Below are 15,128 nucleotides of genomic sequence, written 5' to 3' on the forward strand. Positions count from 1 at the left end.
TTCACGCCGCTTTCAAGGCCAGCGTTCGCCGCATTAAGCGGTAGCCGCCGGCCGCCACCAGCAGCACGATCAGTCCGGCGGTGAGCGTGACGCTGAAACCGGCCGTTATCCCGGCGGCATCGATCGCCAGGCCCGCCAATGCGGCGCCGAGCGCCACGCCTATCCCCAGACCGGTGACCATCCAGGTCAACCCCTCCGTCAGCCGGGAGGGCGGCACGATGTTTTCAACCAGCCCCATGGCAATGATCATGGTCGGCGCAAAAAACAATCCGGCAACAAACATCGCCGCCGCCAGCGTCAAGACATTGTGCACCCACAGCAGCGGCAAGGTGGTGAAGGCGGTGGCGAGCGCCGCGTATAAGAACAGACGAGGCAAGGGGATGGGGATCTTCATTGCGCCGAACATCAGCCCGGCCAGGCAGGAGCCGAACGCGTAAACCGATAGCACGATGCTGGCGGCGGCCGGTTGCCCTTGCTGCTCGGCGAAGGCCACGCTGATGACGTCCACGGTGCCGACGATGGTGCCGAGGGCGATCAGCGCCACCACCAGGATCTGCATCGACGGCATGGCCAGGATGGCGCGCTGCCGCTGGTTATTGCGGGTGTAAACCGGGGGCTGGGTGCTTTTTTGCGAGGCGAATGCCGCAACGCCTGCCACCAGAAGCAGCGCGGCCACCAGAGGGCCGGCTTCAGGGAAGAGTGAAACGCTAAGCCCCACTGCGATCGGTGGGCCGATGATAAAGGCCACTTCGTCTAACACGGACTCGAATGAAAATGCCGTGTGCAGCTGTGGCGTGCCGCGATAAATTTCGCTCCAGCGGGCCCTGACCATCGCGGAGATGCTGGGCATACCGCCCGCGAGCGCGGCGAAGATGAACAACGTCCAGTCCGGCGCCCGATAGTGGGTGCAGAGCAGCAGCAGTAGCAGGGCGATCGCGCTGACTCCAGTGGCATACGGCAGCACGCGGCTTTGGCCGTGACGATCCGCCGCGCGCGCGATTTGCGGCGCAAGCAGCGCCATGGAAAAGGCGAATGTCGCCGCCACCGCGCCCGCCAACCAATAAGAGCCGCGTACCTGCGAGAGCATGGTGATGATGCCGATGCCGGTCATTGAGACCGGCAGGCGCGCGATCAGCCCGGCGGAGGAAAACGCCTTGCTGCCCGGGGCGTTGAACAGGTTGAAATAAGGATTTGCCATGGATAGGGCTCCGGAATGTTGGCGGCTCAGTATTCGCTCAATGTTCGTCATTGACATACGCCACGTATGTTACGTTAATTGACATACGTCATGTATGTCAATTATAACGTCATCAATAACGAGATGGGAGTGGACCCATGGCACGTAAAGCGCGCACCGAAATGATTGAAGAAACCCGACAAAAGCTGGTGGCGGCGGCCCGTCAGCAGTTTGGTAGCGTGGGGTATGCCGAGACGGTGATGGATGAACTTACCGCGCAAGCCGGCATGACGCGCGGCGCGCTCTATCACCATTTTGGCGATAAAAAGGGGTTGTTCCTGGCGGTGGTGAAGGCGATTGACGCTGAAATGGATGCGCGTCTGGCCGACATTACCGCAAGTGCGGCGGATGACTGGGAGGCGTTTGCGGCGCGTTGTCGCGGTTATTTGATCATGATGACGGAGCCGCAAGCGCAGCGCATTCTGCTGCGCGATTCACCTTCGGTACTGGGGGCTGAGTATCTGCAGGCCAGTAAGCTGGCGTGCATTGTCTGGATGACGGGCGCATTGCAGGCGTTGATGGTACAAGGGCGCATCGCCGTCGCCGAGCCGGAATCGCTGGCGCATTTGATCAATGGCGGCCTGATGGATGCCGCGCTGTGGGTCGCCCATCACCCGGAAAAAGACGCAGCGCTGGAGCAGGCCTTGGCCAGTTTGAACCTGTTGCTGAACGGGCTGCGTTTCATCCCCGCTTAAGTTTTACTGGCGGCCGCCGCGCCGTTTCGGCGGCGGCTTAAGGGTGAATGACGACGGGCTGAACGTTTTGCGCCAGCTGAATATTGTTGCGGCCGTTGTTTTTTGCATGATAGAGCGCAGCGTCGGCCGCGCCGATCGCCGATTCGACGTCCAGCTTTTCCAGCGCGGAGATGCCGGCGCTGAGCGTCAGCGTGCCGCTGTGCTGCGGGCTGGCGCCGTGCGGGATATTCAGTTCCGCCACCCGTTGGCGCACCCGCTCGGCCAGCTGCGCCGCATAGCCTTCGTGCACGTTGGTCAGCAGCACCAAAAACTCTTCCCCGCCGTAGCGCACCACGATGTCGCGCGAACGCACCGCATCGCGGATGGCGATCGCCACCTGCACCAGCGCCCGGTCGCCCATGGCGTGGCCGTAGCTGTCGTTGTAGACCTTGAAATGGTCGATATCCAGCAGCAGCACGTAGTGGCGGCCGGTTTGCGGTTCCAGCAGCATGTTGATCTTATTCTCCAGTCCGCGACGGTTATAAAGGCCGGTCAGGGGATCGAGCATGCTCAAATTATTGAATTTGTCCCGTTCGTTATACAGGTTGGCCACCAGCGCGTGGGTAAAGATTTCACTGCGTTTCAACATCAGGTGATGAATGGAGAAAGCGATAATAGGTAATAGCGTGGTGAATAATATCCGCAGGGTATTATGCATGCCATCTAATGCCAGGATCATCATTGCGGAAGGCACGGCGTGTAAACAAAAGGCGGTAAAGTTATCCGTCAGAGAAATAGCGCTGATAAAAAAGATGCTGAACAAACTAATTAATAAAAAATCTTGGTTATTCGGCAGGCAATATTGACTTTTAACGTAGATATGTGCAGCCCACAGCAGGCCGAGCACGCTGGCGAACAGGTTGAGTTTGCACAGGTATTGCCGCGGCGCGTGCAGAGAAAATAGCGCCGCCGCCAGACAAAATAACGGTATGCATAATAAAGGCAGAGTAAAAGAAGGGACATCCCTAAAAGGGAACAATAACGTAAATATGGAAGAGGCGGCATTCATCATTAGAAAAAGAAATAATGCCAGGCGCTGCTTGCTGTTCAGTAATTCCTGATAAGAACGGGCGTTCATACGGAGGTCACTCTTTGCAAAGTCGTACTGTCGAATAATTAAGGTTGAGAAGCATTCCCTCGGCGCGAAATATCCACGGAAGTTGCATGGTTGATGATTGTGATTATTATCATGCAAACAGGACTAGGAATTTTCTTATGCCAAATTATCATTTTTTCCTGCTGGTGTCATCTGGGTTTGGTCACTGCAGTGAAAATGATGCGGCGGCCAAAAAAGTGTTATATGATATTGGTTATCATTATCACTTAAGGGGGTTGTCATGCTCACTGCCATGATTGCCGCGTGTGGACTGTGGGGCGTCAGCTGGTGCCTCGGCGATCGCCTGGCCAGCGCCTGGGGCGTTCTGCTGCCATGCGCGCTGATGCCGCTGCTGGCCTTGATCGATCTGGATATGATGCAGCTGCGCACCCTGATTGTGATAGCGATGTTGGCGACGCTGGTGATGCTGTTCAACAGCCGGCTGCGCCACTATCTGCTGCTGCCTTCCTGCATGGCGCTGGCGGGCGGCCTGGCGGCAATCAGCCTCAACTTCAGCTTCGGGTGAAACGCCGGAAACGGCAAAACCACGCTTAGGCGTGTTTATCATCAATGCGTTGGGATTTTTTCGAAGTAACTACCGGAGAGATCATCAATTGGTGCGAAGAGAGGGACTTGAACCCTCACGTCCGTAAGGACACTAACACCTGAAGCTAGCGCGTCTACCAATTCCGCCACCTTCGCACAGTCGATGTTGTTGCTTTGATTTATATTACGTCGCCAGCTTGGTGCGAAGAGAGGGACTTGAACCCTCACGTCCGTAAGAACACTAACACCTGAAGCTAGCGCGTCTACCAATTCCGCCACCTTCGCATCGATGCTGAGTGCAATATAAATCATGTGGTTATTTGGTGCGAAGAGAGGGACTTGAACCCTCACGTCCGTAAGGACACTAACACCTGAAGCTAGCGCGTCTACCAATTCCGCCACCTTCGCGTACCAGAAACATTACCGGAGTAACGTTACCACGGAGGCGAATTCTAGAGATTTTGGCGGGCACGTCAACAGTTATTTCCCCGCTTTGCAGGCGTTTGCTGGAAAAACAGCCATATCGACGCTTTTCTGCTGGTCAAACAGCCAAATCAGCCAATCAATCAACACCCTGACCCGTGGCGCCAGGAAACGGCCGGGCGGATACATGATGTAAATCGGCATCGGCGGGGGCGGCGTGCCTGCCAACACTTCCACCAGTTCGCCCCGTTCCAGCCAGGGGGCAAGCGAATAGCGCGCCGCCTGAATCAATCCCATGCCGGCCCGTGCGCCGGCGATGTAGGCATCGGCACCGCTGACGCTCAGGCGGGCAGGCAGCTCGCGCAGCTCCACTTTGCCGCCGCGGCAGAATTCCAGTGGGTAATCGCGGTTGCTGGCCAGGGAAAAATACCCCACCGCGCGGTGCGGCGCCAGGCTATCGATGTCGAGCGGCGTGCCGTGGGCCTGCAGGTAAGCGGGGGAAGCGCAGGTGACCTGCGGCAATTGGGCGATGCGCTGCGCCACCAGGCTGTCGTCTTCGGTTTCCCAGGCGCGCAGCACGCAGTCTACGCCTTCGCGCAACAGATCAACGTGGGTGTCGTTGGCGCCCAGCGCCAGGGTGATGTCGGGATAGCGGCGGTAAAAGTCGTCCAACGCCGGAATGACGATCTGGCGCGCCAGCGAATGGGGCATGTCGATGCGCACCTTGCCGGACGGCTGCAGCTTATGGTGGCTGAATAGCGTGTCCGCTTCCTCAAGCGCCCCCAGCAGCTGTACGCAGCGTTGATAGTAAAGGCTGCCTTCGCTGGTCACCTGTACCTGGCGGGTGGTGCGGATCAGCAGGCGCACGCCCAGCCGCTGCTCCAGCCGTTTCAGCGCGTTGCTGACCGTGGCGCGCGGCAGCTGCAGACGCTCGGCCGCCCGGCTGAAGCTGCCCAGTTCGACGATGCGGGTAAAAATGCGCATGGCTTGAACCTGATCCATGTCCACTCCGGATTGTTGGTGATTTTTGAACAGTGATGTGCAATCTGCATTATTTATCTTTGTAGCGCAAACAACCAGACTTTGCTGCGTTATCCATTCATCGCATGAGGGCAGCACAATGCAACATCGTAAACTGGGTTCCCACGGTCCCGTCGTCTCCACCCTGGGGCTGGGATGCATGGGCATGAGCGACTTTTACTCCACCGGCGCCGATCGGCAGGAGGCCATCGCCACGCTGCACCGGGCGCTGGAGCTGGGCGTCACGCTGCTCGACACCGCCGACATGTATGGCCCCCACACCAACGAAGAGTTGGTGGGGGAAGCGATCAAGGGCAAACGGCAACAGGTGTTCCTGGCCACCAAGTTCGGCATCCTGCGCGATCCGGCGGATCCTTCGGCGCGCGGCGTCAGCAGCCGGCCCGAGTATATCCGGCGCTCCGTCGAGGGCAGCCTGAGGCGCTTGGGCGTAGAGGAGATCGATCTTTATTATCAGCATCGGGTCGATCCGCAGGTGCCGATCGAAGACGTCGTGGGCACGATGGCGGATCTGATCCGCGAAGGCAAGATCCGCTATATCGGCCTGAGCGAGGCGTCGGTCGCCACGCTGGAGCGGGCGCACAAGGTGCATCCGATCACGGCGCTGCAGACCGAGTATTCGCTGTGGACGCGCGATGCCGAACAGGGCGTGCTGGCGGCCTGTGAGCGCCTGGGTATCGGTTTTGTGCCTTACAGCCCGTTAGGGCGCGGTTTCCTTACCGGTGCTATCCGGCGGCCGGAGGATCTGGCCGAGGACGATTTCCGCCGCGGCAACCCGCGCTTCCAGGGGGAAAACTTCGCCCGCAACCTGGCGCTGGTGGAGAAGGTGGGCGAACTGGCGGCGCAGAAGGGCGTCAAGCCTTCACAGCTGGCGCTGGCCTGGGTGTTGGCGCAGGGCGAGCACATCGTGCCGATCCCTGGCACCAAACGCCGTCGCTATCTGGAAGAGAACGTCGCGGCGGCGGAGATAACGCTGAGCGCGGCCGAACTGGCTGCGATCGAAGCGGTGTTCCCGCTGAGTGCGGCGGCCGGCGAACGCTATGGCGCCGAGTCGATGACCTATATCAACGGTTAAAAAAAAAGCGCGGCCTCAGGCCGCGCTCTGTCCTTTTCCGCCAACGGCGAATTATTTTTTCTTCGGCGCGCGCGGCGGGCGGCCGACGGTGGCTTGGTACACCTTGAAGCGGCCGTTTTGCGCCAGCACTTCGTGGCTGCCGAAGGTGGCGTCCAGAATGTCCGGGTACGGCAGGAAGGCGTTGGCGACGATGCGCAGCCGGCCGCCGATCGGCAGGTGTTTCACCGCGCCGCGGATCAGGGTTTCGGCGGCGGTCAGGCTGGTCTGCAGCCCGTCGTGGAACGGCGGGTTGGAGATGATCATGTCGAAACGACCGGTGATGTCGGAGTAAACGTTGCTGACGATCACTTCGCCTTCGATGCCGTTGGCGGCCAGCGTCGCGCGGCTGGATTCCACCGCGGCGGCGTTGACGTCGCTGAGGGTCAGTTTCACCTTCGGCGACAGCTTGGCCATCACCGAGGCCATCACGCCGGCGCCGCAGCCGATGTCCAGCACCTTGCCTTTCATGTGTTTTTCCAGCGTCGATAGCAGCAGCGAGCTGCCGACGTCCAGGCCGTCGCGGCTGAACACGCCCGGCAGCGTTTTCACTTCCAGATCGTGCAGCTGATAGCTGTCCCACCAGTCGTTCAGGTCGAATTCGGTCTGCGCGTCCAGGCGGCCGTGATACAGGCCACAGCGGCGCGCGCTGTCGATTTTCACCAGCGTGGCGTGGCCTTCCAGCGTTGGCTCGGCGCTGCGCACGCCGCTGCGGTTTTCACCGACCACGAACACGTCCACGCCTACCGGCAACAGCGCCAGGAGGTTGCACAGCTGGAATTGCGCTTCCTGCTTGCTCTTCGGCCAGTAGTAAACCAGCGTGTCGCAGTCGGCGACGAAAGCGGGATCGACGGTCAAACCGAACTGCACGTTATCGCCCATCGTCCGGTTCAGTAACTGCCAGTGATGGTAATGCTGAGTGTGGACGCGCACGTCCGCGGCCTCGAATTGGGCCGGCAGGCTGTCCTGCAGGTCGCCGGCAAACAGCACGCGGCGTTCGATAAATTCATCACTGTGGCGCAGCATGACTTCACTGGCGGGGGTTAATGCAGACATCAGATATTGGCTCCTGGAAATGAGACCGGGGATTATAGAGCTTTGTGGCGATATGTTCGACGGGTTTGTTGGCGCGGGCTGCGCGGGTTTGTTAGCATAGCGCGGCGCATGGCAGGCATGGCGCACCACAACGGGTAGGAATCGGTATGGCATCAAAACGCGACTGGCTGTTACAACAACTGGGTATTACGCAGTGGACATTGCGCCGCCCGGGCGTGTTGCAGGGCGAAGTGGCGGTCAGTCTGCCGCCCGAGGCGCGCCTGCTGGTGGTGGCACAGACGCTGCCCGCACCCGACGATCCGCTGTTTTGCGACGTGCTGCGCAGCCTGGGGCTGACGCCGGCGCAAACTTACAGCCTGACGCCGGAACAGGCGGCGATGCTGCCTGAAGAGACCGCATGCAACAGTTGGCGGCTGGGCGTGGCGGAGCCGCTTGCGGTCGCCGGCGCGCAGCTACACAGCCCGGCGTTGGCCGAGCTTTCCCAAGACGCGGGGGCCAAACGTGCCCTCTGGCAGCAGATTTGTCATCATGAACACGATTTCTACCCTGACGGCGGCCGATCTGGCCACGGCCTTCACCATTGAGCAAGCCAGCCACGCTTTCCCCTGGACGGAAACCACCTTCGCCAGCAACCAGGGCGATCGCTACCTTAACCTGAAGCTGAACGCCGACGGGGAGATGGCGGGGTTCGCCATCACGCAGATCGTGCTGGACGAAGCCACGCTGTTCAACATCGCTATTCATCCGCAGTACCAGCGTCGGGGCTTTGGCCGCCTGCTGCTCAACGCGGTGATCGAACAGCTGGAGAGCCGCGGCGTAGTCACGCTGTGGCTGGAGGTTCGCGCTTCCAACCAGGCGGCGATCGCGCTGTATGAAGATCTCGGTTTTAACGAGGTCACCGTGCGCCGCAATTATTACCCGAGCGCCCACGGCCGCGAAGACGCGATCGTGATGGCGCTGCCGCTGGCGTAATCCGCCTGGCCGGAAAAAGCATTGATTGTCACCGGTTGGCAAATCGGCGAAAATGCCCGGCTGTTATCTTTTATTCACCGCTTTGCCCGGCGCCGCGATCGGCGCGTTCTGATGATGTTGCAGGGCGGACTAACCGTAGAACCTGAAAACCATGTCTCCTAGTGAATTTGCCCGCGAAGTCTCTAAAAGAAGAACTTTCGCCATCATCTCGCACCCCGATGCCGGTAAAACCACCATTACCGAAAAAGTGCTGCTGTTCGGACAGGCGATCCAGACCGCCGGTACGGTAAAAGGCCGCGGCTCCAGCCAGCACGCCAAATCCGACTGGATGGAAATGGAAAAGCAGCGTGGGATCTCGATCACCACCTCCGTGATGCAGTTCCCGTACCGCGACAGTCTGGTCAACCTGCTGGATACTCCGGGGCACGAAGACTTCTCCGAAGATACTTATCGTACGCTGACCGCCGTCGACTGCTGTCTGATGGTGATCGATGCCGCCAAGGGCGTTGAGGATCGTACCCGTAAGCTGATGGAAGTGACCCGTCTGCGCGATACGCCGATCCTGACCTTCATGAACAAACTGGACCGCGACATCCGCGATCCGATGGAAGTGATGGATGAAGTCGAGCGCGAACTGAAGATCGCCTGCTCGCCTATCACCTGGCCGATCGGCTGCGGCAAACTGTTCAAGGGCGTTTACCACCTGTACAAGGATGAAACCTACCTGTACCAGACCGGTAAAGGCCACACCATTCAGGAAGTGCGCATCGTCAAAGGCCTGAGCAACCCGGAGCTGGATGCGGCGGTAGGCGAAGATCTGGCGGCGCAGCTGCGCGATGAGCTGGAGCTGGTGCAGGGCGCTTCCCACGAGTTCGATCAGGAAGCTTTCCTGAGCGGTGAGCTGACCCCGGTATTCTTCGGTACCGCACTCGGTAACTTCGGCGTGGATCACATGCTGGACGGCCTGGTGGCCTGGGCGCCGGCACCGATGCCGCGCAAAACCGATACCCGCGAAGTGACGGCGGCGGAAGAGAAATTCACCGGCTTCGTGTTCAAGATCCAGGCCAACATGGATCCGAAACACCGTGACCGCGTGGCCTTTATGCGCGTGGTTTCCGGCCGCTACGAGAAGGGCATGAAGCTGCGCCAGGTGCGCACCGGCAAAGACGTGGTGATCTCCGACGCGCTGACCTTTATGGCCGGCGACCGTTCGCACGTGGAAGAAGCCTATCCGGGCGACATCATCGGCCTGCACAACCACGGCACCATTCAGATCGGCGATACCTTCACCCAGGGTGAAGACATGAAGTTCACCGGTATCCCGAACTTCGCGCCGGAACTGTTCCGCCGCATTCGCCTGCGCGATCCGCTGAAGCAGAAACAGCTGCTGAAAGGGCTGGTGCAGCTGTCCGAAGAGGGCGCGGTGCAGGTGTTCCGTCCGATCGCCAATAACGATCTGATCGTCGGCGCGGTCGGGGTGCTGCAGTTCGACGTGGTGGTGGCGCGTTTGAAGAGCGAGTACAACGTGGAAGCGCTGTATGAATCGGTCAACGTGTCGACGGCGCGCTGGGTCGAGTGCGACGACGTGAAGAAGTTCGAAGAGTTTAAGCGCAAGAACGAGCTCAACCTGGCGCTGGACGGTGGGGACAACCTGTCCTACATCGCGCCGACCATGGTGAACCTCAACCTGACGCAGGAACGCTATCCTGACGTGACCTTCCGCAAGACGCGCGAACACTGATTGCTCGGCAGGGCGCCCAGTGCGCCCTGCACGTTTCCTCCATCCTCACTGCGCTAATTAATAAACCTTCCTCATATTTTATCCTGCGAACCGCTATCGCCAGGCGATGTTCGTTCGGCCTGCGTTTTCCGTCTGATGGTCTATCTTTAACGAGATGTCCGCACATTGCTTGAGAGTAAATCACTGTAATACGTTATTTGTTTGGTGAGTTATTCTGATGTGTTGCCGATAGGAGACAGTCAGTGTCTTTAAATATCAATGAGATAGCTATATTTCAGTTTTGTGTAACTTAGCCTGTCGTCAATAGACGACAGTTTTTTGATTAAAAATCCGACTGAAATATTTTTATCTTTGATAATTAAGGTATTTCTTGAGTTGGCACGGCTGTTGCAATATTCCTGTCGTGAACGCTTAATCGTATAGCGATGATGAAGTATTTACCGAGAAGGCCGCGTGAAGGTGGCCGCAGGGTTCCGGCGCTCTGGCGCTACGGGCCCCCAACAAAAGGAAGAGATCGATGAAAAAGACCAAATTTGCACACTCGCTGATGGCTGTCGTATTGGGTTCTGTTTTGGTAAGCGGCAGTGCGCTGGCCGAAGACAGTCTGCTCAACAAGGCGTCTAACGCCGCGGATAGTGCCGGTGCCAAAATCGATAGCTCCATGAAAAAAGTTGATGGTTACATGGATGACAGCGCGATAACGGCTAAAGTTAAAAGTGCGTTGGTGGAAGATAAGACCATCAAAAGCGCCGACATTTCGGTGAAGACCGAAAAAGGCACCGTGATCCTGAGCGGGTTCGTCGGCAGCCAGGCGCAGGCGGAGCATGCGGTCGCGGTCGCCGGTAAGGTGGAAGGCGTCAAGACCGTCAGCGACAAGCTGCACGTGAAAGATGAAGCCAACCAGTCGATCAAATCGTATGCCGGCGACACCGCCACCACCAGCGAGCTGAAAGCCAAGCTGTTGGCCGATGACATCGTGCCGTCGCGCAATGTGAAAGTGGAAACCACCGATGGCGTGGTGCAGCTGTCCGGTGAGGTGAAAACGCAGGCGCAGTCTGAACGTGCGGAAAGCATCGCCAAGGCCATCGACGGCGTGAAAAGCGTGAAAAACGACCTGGTGGTCAAGCAGTAACCCCGCCAGGCGCCCGTAACAAGCAACAACAAGCCACATCTGTCGGGCCGTGAAGGCGGCCCGGCATGTACCACCAAAAAAAGAAACTGATTTGCCGCCGACGTTCCGTTGTCGGGGCGGTAGGCAGCAGCGAATTTTTCACAATGGTAAGGAGAAGCTTATGTTTCGTTGGGGCATTATCTTTTTAGTTATCGCGCTTATCGCTGCGGCGTTAGGGTTCGGTTCGTTGGCGGGCACTGCTGCCTGGGCGGCTAAAATCGTGTTCGTCGTCGGTATCATCCTGTTCCTGGTCAGCCTGTTCACCGGCCGTCGGCGCCCTTAGCCGGCCGGCTTTTTCCTGCAAACTGTAACAAAGCTTAATTCCTTTTCTCACGTCGGGGAGGGCCGGCCATGAACAGCGACATCATCGTCGGGCGCTGGAAACAGCTGAAAGGCCAGGTATGGCAGGCATTGGCCGAATGGTCCGGCAGCGATTGCGCCTGGCTGGCCGGCAGTAATGATTTCCTCGCCGGTGTGCTGCAAGAGGATTACGGAAGAGAGCGAGACGCGGTATCCTCGGAGAAAACGTCTCACTGAGGATGCCAAGTTGGGATACAGAATACCCATCACGCTCGGCAATATAGAACCGCTGGCGTCTAAACCCTTTCGGCCAGGCAAGATGGCGCTGGTCTGCGAAGGCGGCGGCCAGCGCGGCATTTTCACCGCCGGCGTGCTGGACGAGTTTCAGCGCGCGGGCTTTAACCCTTTCGACCTGATGATCGGCACATCGGCCGGCGCCCAGAATCTGTCTGCCTATATCTGCGGGCAGATGGGCTACGCGCGCCGGGTGATCACCCGTTACACCACCTCGGCCCAATTCTTCAATCCGCTGCGCTTCGTGCGCGGCGGGCATCTGATCGATCTCGATTGGCTGGTTGATACGGCGGCGGCACAGATGCCGCTGGCGATGGACGTGGCGGAACAGCATCTTACCGACGGACGCGAGTTCCTGCTGTGTGCCTGTCGCAGCGACGATTTCGAACCGACCTATCTGCCGGCGCAGCGCGAACGCTGGCTGCCGGCCATCAAGGCATCCAGCGCCATTCCCGGTTTTTATCGCCAGGGCGTGGAGCTGGACGGCATCAGCTACCAGGACGGCGGCATCAGCGATGCGATCCCGGTGGAAGAGGCCTATCGTCGCGGCGCCGACACCATCGTGGTGATCCGCACCGTGCCTTCGCAGATGTACTACACCCCGCAGTGGATGAAGCGCATGGAGCACTGGCTGAGCGACAGCAGCCTGCAGCAGATGGTGCGCATCCTGCAGCATCACGAGCAAAGCTATCACCGCATCCAGCGTTTTATCGAGAAGCCGCCGGGCAAGCTGCGCATCTTCGAAATCTTTCCGCCGAAGCCGCTGGCCAGCAATGCGCTGGGCAGCCGACTGGGGTCGCTCAATCAGGATTATCACCTGGGGCGCCGCTGCGGCCGTTACTTCCTGGCCACCGTCGGCCAGTGGATGGCGCAGCCGGAGCCGGACGGCATGAAGGTGAAAAAAACGCTGTCGCGCCGCCTGATCCAGCCGGAGAACGTCAGAATGCCTTCGCCGATCGTGACTGACATCGTCATGCCGCCCGATCTGGCAGCGCAGCCGGAGGCCGCCGTGGCGGCACCGAAGATCATTCTGCCGGGCGATTTGCCGCCGGGTGAAGGGGGCGCGCTGTGAGTTACGCCTTTACCGATACCCACTGCCATTTCGATTTTCCGCCCTTTACCGGGCATGAGGCCGAGAGCCTGACGCGGGCGGCAAGCGCCGGCGTGCAGCGCATCATCGTCCCGACGGTCACCGCCGATCGCTTTGCCCGGGTGCTGCGGCTGGCGCAGGATCACGCACCGCTGTTCGTCGCGCTGGGGCTGCACCCGCTGTATATCGCGCAGCATCATGAGCCGCAGCTGGAACAGTTGGCGGCGCTGCTGGCCGAGCGGCCGCGCAAGCTGGTGGCGGTAGGGGAGATTGGGCTCGATCTGTATATGGACAACCCGCAGTTCGAGCGCCAGCACAGCGTGCTACTGGCCCAGTTGAAGCTGGCGAAACAGCATGACCTGCCGGTGATCCTGCATTCGCGCCGCACCCACGATCAGCTGGCTGCGGCGCTGCGGCGCATGCAGCTGCCGCGTCGCGGCGTGGTGCACGGCTTCGCCGGTAGCCTGTCGCAGGCGCAGGCGTTTATCCGCCTCGGCTATTACATCGGCGTGGGCGGCACCATCACCTATGAGCGGGCGCAGAAAACGCGCGGCGTGATGGCGCAGCTGCCGCTCGAGGCGCTGCTGTTGGAGACCGATGCGCCGGACATGCCGCTGGCCGGCTATCAGGGGCAGCCGAATCGCCCCGAACGCGCCGCCGAGGTGTTTCAGACGCTGTGCGAGCTGCGGCCGGAACCGGCCGATGAGATCGCCGCTCACCTGCAACGCAATACCCAAACGCTGTTCGTCATGCCGAATTGAGATCAACATAACGTGACTTGTGTCACGTTATAGGATTTTCATTTGCGTCTCGTTGTATACATTTGTGACATAAATCGGTGCGAGGGTGACCTCGCTCAGTATAATCCCCCCCCGAAACTCTCCAATAGCAGACCTCTCTTCATGAGCAGGGATGTATTTTATTTTTTGCAACAGGGAAACTTTGCATGCAACTCATCATGAGTCTGGTTGGCATGGCGGTGCTGATCGCCATTGCGGTGCTGCTCTCCAGCAACCGCCGGGCCATCAAACTGCGCACCGTCGTGTGGGCGTTCATCATCCAGGTCGGCATCGGTGCGCTGGTGCTGTACGTGCCGCTGGGCCGCAGCATCCTCGGCAGTATGTCTAACGGTGTGGCAAACGTTATCGCCTACGGCAATCAGGGCATTTCGTTCATTTTCGGCGGGCTGGTGTCCGACAAGATGTTCGAGGTGTTCGGCGGCGGCGGCTTCGTGTTCGCGCTGCGCGTCCTGCCGGTGATCGTGTTCTTCTCCTCGCTGATTGCGGTGCTGTACTACCTCGGCATCATGCAGTTGGTGATCCGCGTGCTGGGCGGCGGCCTGCACAAACTGCTGGGCACCTCGCGCACCGAATCGCTGTCGGCGACCGCCAACATTTTCGTTGGCCAGACCGAAGCGCCGCTGGTGGTGCGCCCGTATATCGCCACCATGAGCCAGTCAGAGCTGTTCGCCGTGATGTGCGGCGGCCTGGCCTCGGTAGCCGGTTCGGTGCTGGCGGGGTACGCGCAGATGGGCGTGCCGCTGGAATACCTGATCGCCGCGTCCTTCATGGCCGCGCCGGGCGGGCTGCTGTTCGCCAAGCTGATGGTGCCGGAAACCGAGCAGACCCACGATAAAGACGATGCGATGAAACTGATCGCCGAAGAAGAGCGTCCGGCCAACGTGATCGACGCGGCGGCTTCCGGCGCGGCTTCCGGCATGCAGCTGGCGCTGAACGTCGGTGCGATGCTGCTGGCGTTTATCGCGCTGATCGCCCTGCTCAACGGCATTCTCGGTGGCATCGGCGGTTGGTTCGATTACCCGCAGCTGTCGCTTGAACTGATCCTCGGCTGGGTGTTCTCGCCGATCGCCTTCCTGATCGGCGTGCCGTGGAGCGAGGCGATGACCGCCGGTTCGTTCATCGGCCAGAAGATCATCGTCAACGAGTTCGTCGCCTACATGAACTTCGGCGCCTATCTGCGCCCGGACGACGTGGTGGCGGCGGAAGGCCTGCAGGTGCTGTCGGCCCACACCAAGGCGATCATCTCCTTCGCGCTGTGCGGCTTCGCCAACCTCTCCTCGGTGGCGATCCTGCTGGGCGGTCTGGGCAGCATGGCGCCCAACCGTCGCCACGACATCGCGCGTTTTGGTCTGAAGGCCGTGGCGGCGGGCACGCTGTCCAACCTGATGAGCGCCACCATCGCCGGTTTCTTCCTGGCGCTGTAAGCCATCCCGGAGCCCGCGACGGCGCGACCGATCGCGGGACTCCGCCTATACTCTAAGCAACGCGGGTGCTTGCCGCACCCGCGATCTTCAGCCGC

The 15,128-nt window shown here is 59.9% G+C and carries 16 protein-coding genes and 3 tRNA genes; 12 read left to right on the forward strand and 7 right to left on the reverse strand.

Annotated features, from left to right (window positions below):
- Position 1: 1 nt before the first annotated feature.
- Positions 2–1,198 carry an MFS transporter gene (locus C9411_RS06630; RefSeq protein WP_107226719.1) on the reverse strand — a complete coding sequence of 399 codons (1,197 nt, stop codon included), beginning with the start codon at positions 1,196–1,198 and terminating at the stop codon, positions 2–4.
- A 137-nt stretch (positions 1,199–1,335) separates the two neighbouring features.
- Here C9411_RS06630 and C9411_RS06635 point away from each other — a divergent pair, with 137 nt between their 5' ends.
- Positions 1,336–1,932, forward strand: coding sequence for a TetR/AcrR family transcriptional regulator (locus C9411_RS06635; RefSeq protein ID WP_107226720.1), 597 nt, complete (start codon positions 1,336–1,338; stop codon positions 1,930–1,932).
- Positions 1,933–1,969: 37 nt separating this feature from the next.
- On the opposite strand, the gene C9411_RS06640 is transcribed toward C9411_RS06635, so the two are convergent.
- Complete coding sequence (locus C9411_RS06640; RefSeq protein WP_369919392.1) at positions 1,970–2,866, reverse strand: GGDEF domain-containing protein; 897 nt, start codon at positions 2,864–2,866, stop codon at positions 1,970–1,972.
- 442 nt (positions 2,867–3,308) lie between these two features.
- Between C9411_RS06640 and C9411_RS06645 the strand changes: the two genes are divergently transcribed.
- Positions 3,309–3,593, forward strand: coding sequence for a DUF1435 domain-containing protein (locus C9411_RS06645; protein ID WP_063991479.1), 285 nt, complete (start codon positions 3,309–3,311; stop codon positions 3,591–3,593).
- Between the two features lie 89 nt (positions 3,594–3,682).
- Here the strand turns inward: C9411_RS06645 and C9411_RS06650 are convergent.
- The 4 genes from C9411_RS06650 to C9411_RS06665 all read right to left on the reverse strand — a co-directional run bounded on the left by C9411_RS06650 (position 3,683) and on the right by C9411_RS06665 (position 5,038).
- Positions 3,683–3,769, reverse strand: a tRNA-Leu gene (locus C9411_RS06650).
- A gap of 42 nt (positions 3,770–3,811) precedes the next feature.
- Positions 3,812–3,898 (reverse strand) — tRNA-Leu (locus tag C9411_RS06655).
- A gap of 36 nt (positions 3,899–3,934) precedes the next feature.
- Positions 3,935–4,021, reverse strand: a tRNA-Leu gene (locus tag C9411_RS06660).
- Positions 4,022–4,093: 72 nt separating this feature from the next.
- Positions 4,094–5,038, reverse strand: coding sequence for a LysR family transcriptional regulator (locus tag C9411_RS06665; RefSeq protein ID WP_107226721.1), 945 nt, complete (start codon positions 5,036–5,038; stop codon positions 4,094–4,096).
- Between the two features lie 118 nt (positions 5,039–5,156).
- On the opposite strand from C9411_RS06665, the gene C9411_RS06670 reads away from it, so the two are divergent.
- A complete protein-coding gene (locus tag C9411_RS06670) occupies positions 5,157–6,149 on the forward strand; it encodes an aldo/keto reductase (RefSeq protein ID WP_107226722.1) in 993 nt (330 codons plus the stop codon).
- Between the two features lie 51 nt (positions 6,150–6,200).
- On the opposite strand, the gene rsmC is transcribed toward C9411_RS06670, so the two are convergent.
- Positions 6,201–7,241, reverse strand: a complete 1,041-nt coding sequence (gene rsmC, locus C9411_RS06675; RefSeq protein ID WP_107226723.1) for a 16S rRNA (guanine(1207)-N(2))-methyltransferase RsmC — start codon at positions 7,239–7,241, stop codon at positions 6,201–6,203.
- A gap of 146 nt (positions 7,242–7,387) precedes the next feature.
- Here rsmC and C9411_RS06680 point away from each other — a divergent pair, with 146 nt between their 5' ends.
- The 9 genes from C9411_RS06680 (at position 7,388) to C9411_RS06720 (ending at position 15,033) form a co-directional block, all read left to right on the forward strand.
- Positions 7,388–7,825 carry a DNA polymerase III subunit psi gene (locus tag C9411_RS06680; RefSeq protein WP_107226724.1) on the forward strand — a complete coding sequence of 146 codons (438 nt, stop codon included), beginning with the start codon at positions 7,388–7,390 and terminating at the stop codon, positions 7,823–7,825.
- The gene (rimI, locus tag C9411_RS06685; RefSeq protein ID WP_107226725.1) at positions 7,770–8,213 is read left to right on the forward strand and encodes a ribosomal protein S18-alanine N-acetyltransferase; all 444 of its coding nucleotides are present in this window, start codon (positions 7,770–7,772) and stop codon (positions 8,211–8,213) included. Before C9411_RS06680 ends, rimI begins: the two co-directional genes overlap by 56 nt.
- A gap of 151 nt (positions 8,214–8,364) precedes the next feature.
- The gene (gene prfC / locus C9411_RS06690; protein ID WP_063991474.1) at positions 8,365–9,954 is read left to right on the forward strand and encodes a peptide chain release factor 3; all 1,590 of its coding nucleotides are present in this window, start codon (positions 8,365–8,367) and stop codon (positions 9,952–9,954) included.
- Positions 9,955–10,471: 517 nt separating this feature from the next.
- Complete coding sequence (osmY, locus tag C9411_RS06695; protein WP_063991473.1) at positions 10,472–11,086, forward strand: molecular chaperone OsmY; 615 nt, start codon at positions 10,472–10,474, stop codon at positions 11,084–11,086.
- Positions 11,087–11,246: 160 nt separating this feature from the next.
- A complete protein-coding gene (locus C9411_RS06700; RefSeq protein ID WP_004857650.1) occupies positions 11,247–11,408 on the forward strand; it encodes a DUF1328 domain-containing protein in 162 nt (53 codons plus the stop codon).
- A gap of 68 nt (positions 11,409–11,476) precedes the next feature.
- On the forward strand, positions 11,477–11,662 hold the full coding sequence (locus tag C9411_RS06705; protein ID WP_063991472.1) for a hypothetical protein: 186 nt from the start codon (positions 11,477–11,479) through the stop codon (positions 11,660–11,662).
- 10 nt (positions 11,663–11,672) lie between these two features.
- The gene (locus C9411_RS06710) at positions 11,673–12,791 is read left to right on the forward strand and encodes a patatin family protein (protein WP_107226726.1); all 1,119 of its coding nucleotides are present in this window, start codon (positions 11,673–11,675) and stop codon (positions 12,789–12,791) included.
- Entirely contained in the window at positions 12,788–13,570 is a 783-nt protein-coding gene (locus C9411_RS06715; protein ID WP_107226727.1) for a TatD family hydrolase, read from the forward strand. The genes C9411_RS06710 and C9411_RS06715 overlap by 4 nt, the downstream gene beginning before the upstream one ends.
- 185 nt (positions 13,571–13,755) lie before the next feature.
- A complete protein-coding gene (locus C9411_RS06720) occupies positions 13,756–15,033 on the forward strand; it encodes a NupC/NupG family nucleoside CNT transporter (protein ID WP_063991469.1) in 1,278 nt (425 codons plus the stop codon).
- Positions 15,034–15,128 lie beyond the last annotated feature (95 nt).

The organism is Serratia sp. Nf2 (genome assembly GCF_003028435.1).
Classification (GTDB): domain Bacteria; phylum Pseudomonadota; class Gammaproteobacteria; order Enterobacterales; family Enterobacteriaceae; genus Serratia; species Serratia marcescens_L.